Origin of the sequence: Mycetocola miduiensis (genome assembly GCF_900115155.1) — a bacterium.
GTDB classification, from domain to species: domain Bacteria; phylum Actinomycetota; class Actinomycetes; order Actinomycetales; family Microbacteriaceae; genus Mycetocola_A; species Mycetocola_A miduiensis.
On sequence record NZ_FOVM01000013.1, the window covers coordinates 17,522 to 27,310 of the forward strand.

11 protein-coding genes are annotated in these 9,789 nt (G+C 65.9%); 10 read left to right on the forward strand and 1 reads right to left on the reverse strand.

Annotated features, from left to right (window positions below):
- The first annotated feature begins 25 nt into the window (after positions 1-25).
- From BM197_RS15850 to BM197_RS15890, 9 genes are all read left to right on the forward strand, one after another.
- Positions 26-859 carry a ParA family protein gene (locus tag BM197_RS15850; protein ID WP_090713306.1) on the forward strand — a complete coding sequence of 278 codons (834 nt, stop codon included), beginning with the start codon at positions 26-28 and terminating at the stop codon, positions 857-859.
- The gene (locus tag BM197_RS15855; protein ID WP_090713286.1) at positions 843-1,700 is read left to right on the forward strand and encodes a segregation and condensation protein A; all 858 of its coding nucleotides are present in this window, start codon (positions 843-845) and stop codon (positions 1,698-1,700) included. The genes BM197_RS15850 and BM197_RS15855 overlap by 17 nt, the downstream gene beginning before the upstream one ends.
- Positions 1,690-2,319, forward strand: coding sequence for an SMC-Scp complex subunit ScpB (scpB, locus tag BM197_RS15860; protein WP_090713288.1), 630 nt, complete (start codon positions 1,690-1,692; stop codon positions 2,317-2,319). Before BM197_RS15855 ends, scpB begins: the two co-directional genes overlap by 11 nt.
- A gap of 61 nt (positions 2,320-2,380) precedes the next feature.
- Positions 2,381-3,169 carry a pseudouridine synthase gene (locus BM197_RS15865; RefSeq protein WP_090713308.1) on the forward strand — a complete coding sequence of 263 codons (789 nt, stop codon included), beginning with the start codon at positions 2,381-2,383 and terminating at the stop codon, positions 3,167-3,169.
- Positions 3,170-3,189: 20 nt separating this feature from the next.
- Positions 3,190-4,314: a prephenate dehydrogenase gene (locus tag BM197_RS15870; RefSeq protein ID WP_245762587.1), complete on the forward strand. Its 1,125-nt coding sequence runs from the start codon at positions 3,190-3,192 to the stop codon at positions 4,312-4,314.
- A 3-nt stretch (positions 4,315-4,317) separates the two neighbouring features.
- Positions 4,318-4,986: a (d)CMP kinase gene (cmk, locus tag BM197_RS15875; RefSeq protein WP_090713290.1), complete on the forward strand. Its 669-nt coding sequence runs from the start codon at positions 4,318-4,320 to the stop codon at positions 4,984-4,986.
- 43 nt (positions 4,987-5,029) lie between these two features.
- Positions 5,030-6,541 carry a ribosome biogenesis GTPase Der gene (gene der, locus BM197_RS15880; protein ID WP_090713292.1) on the forward strand — a complete coding sequence of 504 codons (1,512 nt, stop codon included), beginning with the start codon at positions 5,030-5,032 and terminating at the stop codon, positions 6,539-6,541.
- 41 nt (positions 6,542-6,582) lie between these two features.
- Entirely contained in the window at positions 6,583-7,470 is an 888-nt protein-coding gene (locus BM197_RS15885) for an NUDIX hydrolase (protein ID WP_090713294.1), read from the forward strand.
- Between the two features lie 135 nt (positions 7,471-7,605).
- Positions 7,606-8,565, forward strand: a complete 960-nt coding sequence (locus BM197_RS15890; RefSeq protein ID WP_090713297.1) for a nucleoside hydrolase — start codon at positions 7,606-7,608, stop codon at positions 8,563-8,565.
- A 120-nt stretch (positions 8,566-8,685) separates the two neighbouring features.
- On the opposite strand, the gene BM197_RS15895 is transcribed toward BM197_RS15890, so the two are convergent.
- Complete coding sequence (locus BM197_RS15895; RefSeq protein ID WP_090713299.1) at positions 8,686-9,279, reverse strand: GNAT family N-acetyltransferase; 594 nt, start codon at positions 9,277-9,279, stop codon at positions 8,686-8,688.
- A gap of 179 nt (positions 9,280-9,458) precedes the next feature.
- On the opposite strand from BM197_RS15895, the gene BM197_RS15900 reads away from it, so the two are divergent.
- Positions 9,459-9,789: hypothetical protein (locus tag BM197_RS15900; protein WP_143095098.1), on the forward strand; the 331-nt coding region annotated here is incomplete at its 3' end.

A 9,789-nucleotide genomic window follows, 5' to 3' on the forward strand; every position in this document is an offset into this window, starting at 1 on the left:
CTCGGTGGAGGCGCCGCTCGTAAAAATGGGACCGACCGGTCGTCCCCTTACTGAATTCCCTGAACCCGCCCCGCTCAAAAGCCACGGCCCCGCCCGCATCATCTCTCTGTGCAACCAGAAGGGTGGTGTCGGCAAGACGACCACGACGATCAGCGTGGGCGCCGCACTTGCCGACTACGGCCGTCGGGTGCTGTGCATTGACTTCGATCCTCAGGGCGCGCTCTCCGCGGGCCTGGGTGTCAACACCCACGACGCGCTGACGATCTACGACCTGCTGCTGTCGAACAAGCACCAGCCGACGGATGCCATCCAGAAGACATCCGTCGAGGGGCTCGACATCATCCCCGCCAACATCGACCTGTCCGCCGCCGAAGTGCACCTCGTCAACGAGGTCGCCCGTGAGCAGATCCTCGCCCGTGTGCTCCGCAAGGTCGGCAGCGACTACGACGTCATCCTCATCGACTGCCAGCCGTCGCTCGGCCTGCTCACCGTCAACGCACTGACCGCCAGCCACGGCGTGCTCATCCCGCTCGAGTGCGAGTTCTTCGCCTTGCGCGGTGTCGCCCTGCTCATCGAGACTATCGAGAAGGTCAAGGACCGGCTCAACCCGGCGATCGAACTCGACGGCATCCTCGCAACGATGTTCGACTCGCGCACCCTGCACTCCCGTGAGGTTCTCGAGCGTGTCGTTGACGCGTTCGGCGACGACGTTCTCGAAACCGTCATCGGCCGCACGGTCAAGTTCCCGGATGCCAGCGTCGCCGGCAGTCCGATCACCGAGTTCGCTCCCGAGCACGCGTCGGCCAAGGCCTACCGCCAGCTCGCACGGGAGCTGGTAGCCCGTGGCGCTGTCGCCTGATGCGCACGCCGTAGACGGCTCGACGACGAAACTGGCAGGCGAAGCATCCGACGCTCGGCCCGCCGGGTTCCACCTCGCTCTCTCCAACTTCGAGGGCCCGTTCGACCTGCTCCTGTCGCTGATCGGCAAGCACGAACTCGACATCACCGAGATATCGCTCTCGAAAGTGACGAACGAGTTCATCGCCTACCTGTCGGGCGTCGACTCCGCAGCCGAACTCGATCAGGCCAGCGAATTCCTCGTCGTCGCCGCGACGCTCCTCGACCTCAAAGTCGCGGGCCTGTTGCCGCAGGGTGAACTCGTCGATGCGGAGGACGTCGCCCTGCTCGAAGCGCGCGACCTTCTCTTCGCACGGCTGCTGCAGTATCGCGCGTTCAAGGAGGCATCCGCCTGGTTCGCCGGACACCTCGAGGCCGAATCGAACCGGCACGCCCGCTCGGTCCGGCTCGAGGAGAAGTTCCGAGCGCGAACACCGGAACTGGTCTGGACACTCACCCTCGACGACTTCGCTGCGCTGGCCACCATGGCCCTCACCCCGCGTGAAATCCCGACGGTCGGCCTCGATCACCTGCACGCACCGCTTGTCAGCATCCGTGAACAGGCAGCGCACGTTGTCGCGATGCTGCGGTCGGGCGAATCCATGACCTTCCGGCAGCTGATCGCCGGCGCCGACCAGAAGGGTGTCATCGTCGCCCGCTTCTTGGCAGTGCTTGAGCTGTACCGGCACGCCGCGCTCAGCTTCGAACAACTCGAACCGCTGGGCGAGCTCACGTTACGCTGGAGCGCCGAGAACTGGACAGAGGACAACCTCGCCAATCTGGGAGCAGACTATGACAACTGACACGACGACACTCCCCGAAACGGATGTCGGGGCAAACGACGCGACGGATGCCACGCCCACCACCTCGGTGGACCTCGAGCGCGCGGTCGAGGCGATCCTGATGATCGCGGATGAGCCTCAGAGCCTCGTCAGCCTTGCCACGGCCCTCCGCCAGCCAGTGAAAGCCGTGCACGAAGCGGTCAACCGCCTCGTCGCGGACTATGACGGCGTCGACGGCACGATCCAGCGCGGCTTCGAGCTGCGCGAGGTCGGCGGCGGCTGGCGCATCTTCGTCCGGGCGGCCTACGACGATGTCGTCGCCGACTTCGTCACCGCCGAGAACCCGAGCCGTCTGTCGCAGGCCGCTTTGGAGACCCTCGCCGTGATCGCTTACAAGCAGCCCATCACGCGCAGTTCGGTCGCCGCCATCCGCGCCGTGAACGTCGACTCGGTCGTGCGCACCCTCGCCGGTCGCGGACTCATCACCGAACTGTTCACCGACAGTGAGACCGGCGCCATCAACTACGGCACCACCCCGCTGATGCTTCAGCAACTGGGCATCAACTCGCTCGACGAGCTCCCGCCCATTTCACCCTTGCTCGCCGACGGCTCCGAAGGATTTGACAGTGACTTCCGATAAACCCGCGACTCCCGATAGCGGAAACCCTGAACCTGCTCACGACCCGTTCGCTCCTGAGGGCGTGCGCCTGCAGAAGGTGCTCGCCGCAGCCGGCGTCGCCTCTCGCCGCGTCTCGGAGCAGTACATCACCGAAGGCCGCGTGCGCGTCAACGGCGTCGTCGTGAAAGAACTCGGGCGGCGGATCGACCCTGAGACCGACCACGTCGAGGTCAACGGCACCGCCGTGCAGCTGGATACCACCAAACGTTACGTCGTGCTCAACAAGCCCGTCGGTGTCGTCAGCACGATGAGCGACGAACGCGGCCGCCCCGACCTGACCCAGTACACGAAGGATTACGAAGAGCGGCTGTTCAACGTCGGTCGCCTCGACGCCGAGACGAGTGGGCTGCTCATCCTCACCAACGACGGCGACCTCGCCCACGTTCTCGCCCACCCGTCCTTCGGTGTGACGAAGACCTACATCGCGAAGGTCCGTGGCAAAGTGACCGCGCAGACGATCCAGAAACTGATCCACGGCGTCGAGCTCGACGACGGCGTCATCGCTGCCGACAAGGCGCGGCTTCTCGACACCCGCAGCACGTCCAACGGCGACGATACAAGCATCGTCGAAATCACCCTTCACTCGGGCAAGAACCGCGTCGTGCGACGGATGCTGGCAGCCGTCGGCCACCCGGTTCAGGATCTCGTGCGCCGTCAGTTCGGGCCAGTCAACCTCGGTACCCTCCGCGCCGGTCACACTCGCGACCTCACTAAAGTGGAACTCGGTGAGCTGCTGACCATCTCCCGGCAGACGCACCTAAACGACAGCCCCGACGCCGACCGTGACCCCGACCGTGACACGGTCGAGTAGAAGAGTCGAGTAAGAGACCAGTGAACGACATCCCAGTGAACGGTGCCGCCGAGCGCCGCCCGAATGCCGCACGGCTCACCGGCCAGGTCCGCATCGTCGGCGCCGGGCTCCTCGGAGCGAGCATCGGCCTGGCGTTGAAAGCACAGGGTGTCGACGTGATCCTCGCCGACGCGTCGCCCGCCCAGCTTCGGCTCGCCGTGGACTACGGCGCCGGCCGGCCAGAGCGCGCCGATGACGCACCGCGCATCGTCGTCGTCAGCGTGCCGCCGGATGTCACGGCATCCGTTCTCGAAGCGGAACTCGCCCGCTTCCCCGATGCGGTCATCACCGATGTGGCGAGCGTCAAGCTCGAACCGTTCCGCACACTCACCGCGCGCGGCGTCGACCTCACCCGCTACATAGGATCGCATCCGCTCGCCGGGCGTGAGCGTGGGGGAGCGATCTCGGCTCGCGCCGACCTGTTCCTCGGCCGCCCCTGGGTGATCTGCCGTGACGAAGAGACTCCGCCCGAAGCACTCGCGTTGATCGAAGATCTTGCCCTCGACCTCGGTGCGTCGCCGATCGAAATGACGCCTGAGGAGCACGACCGTTCCGTCGGTCTTGTCTCGCACGTGCCGCAACTGGTCGCGAGCCTGCTCGCCAAGCAGCTGGTCAGCGCACCTGACTCCGCCGTGCGCCTCACCGGGCAGGGACTCCGCGACACGACCCGCATCGCGGCCAGCGCTCCCGAACTCTGGGTGCAAATCCTTGGATCCAACTCCGGCCCCGTCGTCGAGGTGCTCGACTCTCTTGCCGCCGACCTGGCGCGGGTCACTGACGCCCTCCGCGACCCGGAAGCGCCTGGAGCCCGCCGCGCCATCGCCGACGCGATCGCGGCAGGCAACACCGGTGTCGCCCGGCTTCCCGGCAAGCACGGCCAGGACCGCCGATACGCCTCCATTGTCGTCATGGTCGACGACAAGCCTGGCCAGCTCGGTCTGCTTCTCACCGAACTCGGTGACATCGGGGTCAACATGGAAGACCTGCGGCTCGAGCACTCCCCGGGTGCCCAGATCGGCCTCGCCGAGATCGCCGTGCTTCCCGAAGTCCAGCAGCGCACCATCGAGGACCTCGAGGCACGCGGCTGGCGGATTGCGAGCGTCTGAGAAATGACAGAGACAGTTGTGGCCGTCGACGGCCCAGCCGGAAGCGGAAAATCGAGTGTGTCGAAGGCTGCGGCTAAACGACTCGGCTTCGATTACCTCGACACCGGCGCCGCCTACCGGGCGCTGTCCTGGTACGTCCTCGATGGCAACATCGATTCGACGGATGCCGCAGCGGTCGTCGCGTCCCTGCCCGGGTTCCGGTACACGATCGGAACGGATCCGTTCGGCTACCACGTGCGGGTGGGGGAGACGGACGTGACCGACAGCATCCGCGAGCCCCGCGTGACAGCCGTCGTCAGCAACATCGCCCGCGTGCCCGAGGTGCGCTCGCACGTCACCGGCATTTTCCGAGACATCATCCGCGACTCTGTTGCACCGGGGATCGTCGTTGAGGGCCGCGACATCACGACGGTCGTCGCACCGGATGCCACGGCTCGCATTCTTCTTACAGCATCTGAAGAGGCTAGAATGTCTAGACGCTCTGCTGAACTTGCATCCGAATCGGCTTCGGAGGTTGCGAGTGCGTTGCAGAAGCGTGATCGCGCAGATTCGCGCGTCGTCGACTTCATGACTGCCGCAGCTGGCGTCACTACCGTCGATTCCACCACGTTGAACTTTGACGAGACCGTCGACGCCGTGCTCGATGTGATCCGTACTTCGCAGAAAACCTAGACCGACCCGCACAGAGCGGTGCCGTTCGCAGAGAGAGACCGATATGGCTGACGACTTTGAAGACACCGCCGAGCTGGACGACCAGCTCGCCGAGCGGATGGGAGACCTCGACGAGGACCTTGCCCATCGCCGCGCCGAAGCGCTCCGCGCCGGACTCGCCGACTACGACCTCGGCGACGAAGACCTTGAGATCCTCGAGTCCATCACTGAGGACCCCGACGCGATCCACTACCTTCCTGCGCTTCCGGTGCTGGCCATCGTCGGTCGCCCGAACGTCGGCAAGTCCGCGCTCGTGAACCGGATTCTCGGCCGGCGTGAAGCCGTCGTCGAGGACACCCCCGGTGTGACGCGCGACCGGGTCAAGTACAAGGCGGAGTGGAACGAACGCCAGTTCACCCTCGTCGACACCGGCGGATGGGAGCCCGACGCCAAGGGCATCGACGCCTCCGTCGCCGCACAGGCCGAGGTCGCCATCGACCTCTCCGACGCTGTGCTCTTCGTCGTCGACGCGAACGTCGGCGCCACCGCTACTGACGAGCAGGTGGTCCGGTTGCTCCGCAAGATGGACAAGCCCGTCTTCCTCGTCGCGAACAAGGTCGACGACGTGCGCCAGGAGCCGAACGCCGCATCCCTGTGGTCCCTCGGACTCGGCGAGCCGTACCCGGTGTCTGCATTGCACGGTCGCGGTGTCGCTGACCTGCTCGACCTCATCATGACGAAGCTGCCGAAGGTATCGGCCGTCGCCAAGGACGAGGTCGGCGGACCCCGTCGGGTCGCGATCCTCGGCCGCCCGAACGTCGGCAAGTCCAGCCTGCTCAACAAAGCAGCAGGTGAAGAGCGCGTGGTCGTCAACGAACTCGCAGGAACCACCCGCGACCCGGTCGATGAGCAGGTGGAGATCGCAGGCAAGGTCTGGCGTTTCGTCGACACCGCCGGCATCCGTCGTCGCGTGCACCTGCAGCAGGGCGCTGACTTCTACGCCACGCTGCGGACGAGCGCCGCTCTCGAGAAGGCCGAAGTCGCCGTCGTCATGATCGACGTCTCCGAGCCGATCAGTGAGCAGGACGTGCGGATCATCGACCTCGTGCTCGAGTCCGGCCGTGCCCTCGTTCTGGCGTTCAACAAGTGGGACCTCCTCGACGACGAGCGTCGGCGCTACCTCGAGCGTGAAATCGAGCAGGACCTGGCGCACGTCGCCTGGGCGCCTCGCGTCAACATCTCCGCACGCACCGGTCGCCACATGGAAAAGCTGGTTCCGGCGCTCGAGCTTGCGCTCGAGTCGTGGGACACCCGGCTTCCCACCGGCAAGTTCAACGCGTTCCTCGCCGAACTTACCGCTGAGCACCCGCACCCCGTCCGCGGTGGCAAGCAGCCGCGCATCCTGTTCGGCACCCAGGCTTCGAGCCGCCCGCCGACATTCGTGCTCTTCACCACGGGCTTCCTCGACCCGGGCTACCGCCGGTACATCCAGCGTCGCCTTCGCGAGATCTATGGGTTCGAAGGCAGCCCCATCAACGTCAACATGCGTGTGCGTGAAAAGCGTAAGCGCACGTAACCATCGCGGACGCAGCGCACGGCTCGTGAGAAGCTGAACAGGTGACTTCGGAGTTCGTGCCGCCGCATCCGAGAAACCCGGGCGATGCCTGGGTCTTCGCCGAGGACGGCTCCAAGTACTGGGGCCGTTTCGGCGCTGCCGGGCTGCTCGCCGTCGACCCGGATCGTGGAGTACTTCTCCAGCATCGCGCGTTGTGGAGTCACTTCGGCGGAACGTGGGGTCTCCCCGGCGGTGCCCGGCACGCGGGTGAGGACGCCGTCGACGGCGCCATCCGTGAGGCGAGTGAAGAGGCCGCTGTCGATCCGGATGCCGTCCGGTCACGCTTCAGCCACACGCTCGACCTCGGGATCTGGTCGTACGTCACCGTTGTGGCCGATGTCGTTGCACCGTTCGAACCGCACGTCGCCGATCCGGAGAGCCTCGAGATCCGCTGGGTTCCGATCGACGACGTCAGTGAACTGCCGCTCCATCCCGGTTTCGGGCGGATGTGGCCGGCGCTGCAGCAGGACCTCAGCTTTCACCCGGTGCTCCTTGTCGACATGGCGAACGTCGTCGGTTCACGGCCGGACGGCTGGTGGAAAGACCGCGCAGGTGCTGCCGAACGGCTGGGCGCACAGCTTCATCGGCTGGCACGGCTCGGCGTCGCAGCCGACGCGCTGGATCTGCCACAGTCCCACTGGTGGCCCGAGGTCGTCGCCGTGCTCGAAGGGCAGGCGAACAGGGCCGCTCTGGATTCGACCGATCGCTTTCGTGTGGTTCGGGCTGAGACCGACGGCGACTCGAGGATTGTCGACGAGGTGAGCCGGCTCGCTGCACGGCCGGGAGCATCCGTCACCGTCGTCACGAGCGACCGGGAACTCCGGGCACGGGTCGAAGCGCTCGGGGCGCAGACCCGTGGTGCCGGCTGGTTGCTCGATTTGCTGGGGTAACCCCCACGTTCGCTGGTCGAGTAGGCCGCTTGCTCCCTCTTCGTTGGTCGAGTAGGCCGCTTGCGGCCGTATCGGAGCCCGGTTGCACGCTCGCTTCGTCCACGTACCCGAAGCATCCGTCCCTAAGCTGGTCGGATGCGCAGCATCCCCGTCATCCTCGACGTCGACACCGGCGTCGACGACGCCCTCGCCCTGCTCTTTGCCGTGAAGCATCCCGGGATCGACATCCGCGCGGTGACGTGTGTCGCCGGCAACGCGTCCCTCGCGCAGGTGGTAGAAAACACCCTTCGGGTTCTCGACGCTGCCGGAGCGCCGCCGATTCCCGTTGCCGCCGGAGCGGTGCGGCCGCTGCTGGCACCCGCGCGATCGGCCTCGCATGTGCACGGTGAGAATGGGCTCGGCGGTATCGAGCTGCCCGCCACCAGCCGAGTGCCCGAAGAGGTGGGTGCCGTCGAGCTGATGCGGCGCACGCTGATGGGAAGCACCGAGCGCATCACCATTGTCGCGCTCGCACCGCAGACGAACCTCGCGCTTCTGCTTCGTACCCACCCGGAGGTCGTCGACCGGATCGAACGGATCGTCTTCATGGGTGGTTCCGCCGGCGTCGGTAACGCGACGGCTGTGGCCGAGTTCAACGTCTGGCACGATCCGGAGGCCGCGTCGATCGTGCTGGGTTCCGGTGTCCCGATTTTCATGTACGGGCTCGACGTCTTCACCCAGGTGTCGGTGCCGCAGGATGCCGCGTCGGCACTCGCGGCTGGGAACGATCCGCTCGGACGGGTGGTCGGCTCGCTGCTCGGCAATCGCATCGCCCGGAGCGACGACGAAACCCTGGTGTACACCGGACTGATCGGCGACGCCGGTGCAGTCTGCGCACTCGTCGACCCGGACGCTCTGGTGATCGAGAAGCTACCGGTGCGGGTGGAACTCTCTGGTTACGCTCGTGGGCAGACTATCGTCGACCGGCGCAGGTACTCGGGCGAAGACCGGCTGCACGGTGGAATCGGTGAATGGACCGTTATGGACGTCGCGCTGGACGTTGACGCACCCCGTTACGCCGACCTCTTCCTCAAAACGCTAGGTCTCGCGGGATGAGCCTCGGCGCGACTTCACCCGAACCGGACGGAAACACCCGGCGTGACGCGTGTATTGGACCGGAATGAGTGAATCCGTGGGGCAAGCATCCCTCCGCAACGAGCGGATGCTCGCGGGCGTTCACTCCGTCAGGTCGAGCTGCATGACGGCCCGGTCTGGGCTCGGGCGTGCAACCTCGCGAAAGCCATTGGCTGCGAACAGCGAAACGCTGCCGTGGTACAGCTCCGCTGATGACACCTTTTCACGCTCGGCGGGGTCGACGGGATAGCCCTCGATAACGCGGGCTCCACCGCGACGTGCGTGGTCGATCGCGCCGCCGAGCAGGGCGCGGCCGATACCCCGCTTGCGAAAACCGACGCGGACGACGAAACACGTGACCGCCCAGACGGAGTCATCATCAGGCTCTTCGGGGCTGCTTTTGACGACGGTCATCCGGTTGAGGCGGCTGTAACTGGTGCGCGGTTCGACGGCGCACCAGCCGACGGGTTCGCCGTCGAGGTAGGCGAGTACTCCTGGTGCCGGGTCGAGGTCTTTCACCTGTTGCTTCAGGCGTGGCTCGCAGGTGGCGCGGCTGGCGGTCTTCCACTCGGCGTTATCCATTTTGAAGTACTGGCACCAGCAGCTCGACGGGTCGCCGCGGGTGCCGAAGACGGTCTGCACGTCGTGCCAGGGGGCGTCCGCGATCGAGAGAATCTCGAGGGATGCGTTCGTCATGGCGAAAGCCTAAAGGAGCGCTCTGCACGGGTCGAGCTGTTCCCGAACGGATGCCTGAACGCGCCGTCGCGAGTTGGTTGATTCCTCCACATCCGGGTTTCTCGGAAAGTTGTCCACACCTGCGGTTTGTGGTCCGGGTTCGGGGTCGTAATGTCAGTGGTCGCTGGGACACTGGTGTCATGAAAGAGCACGAGCAGCCCACTGGGGAGGCCCCGGAACCGGGTGCTTCCGAGCTGCTGTTCGGTGAGCCGTTCCCGGTGACCTGGTCCCAGTTGCTGGAGCAGAACTGGAAGGCGCTGGTGCTCAATCTGTGCTCGATTGAGGCGACGACATATGCCGCGGCGCTGGCCGATGGGTGTTCGAACATTGTGGGTGAGATCGCGGACTTGCAGCGGGCTGAGGCGCGGCGGCAGGCGTGGATGGTGGAACTGATCGACGAAGCCCGGCGGGCGTCCGAGGCGAGCTTGCACGGGGTGCGGGTGCTCGGCTCGACCCTGTCCGAGGCGCGGC